Source organism: Salmonella sp. SAL4457 (assembly GCF_046548235.1).
Lineage (GTDB): Bacteria > Pseudomonadota > Gammaproteobacteria > Enterobacterales > Enterobacteriaceae > Salmonella > Salmonella enterica.
In genome coordinates, this window is sequence record NZ_JBGDZO010001327.1 from 1 (window position 1) to 236 (window position 236).

The 236-nt window shown below is 66.9% G+C and carries 1 protein-coding gene; it reads right to left on the bottom strand.

Annotated elements, in window-relative coordinates:
- A partial coding sequence (locus tag ACLJNW_RS28490) for a hypothetical protein (RefSeq protein WP_410962034.1) occupies nucleotides 1-236 on the bottom strand: 236 nt, incomplete at both ends.

Genomic DNA, 236 nt, shown 5'->3' on the forward strand with positions numbered 1-236 from the left:
GTGCCAGGTCGGCGACCGGTTGCAGGTCGCTGTAGCCCTTGTTGCGCACCGCGCCGGTCAGCTTGTCGAGGTCTTGCGCATAGTCCCGCCATTGCTCGCGAAGCTGGCCCAGCAGGCGCCGGGATTCGCTGCCGTTCACGCCGTCGAGTCGCTGCAGGCGGGCTTCCGCCGTCTGCGCCGAGCTTTCGATCAGGCTGGCGTAGCGTTGATCGCCTTCCTGGCCGACGTACATGAAG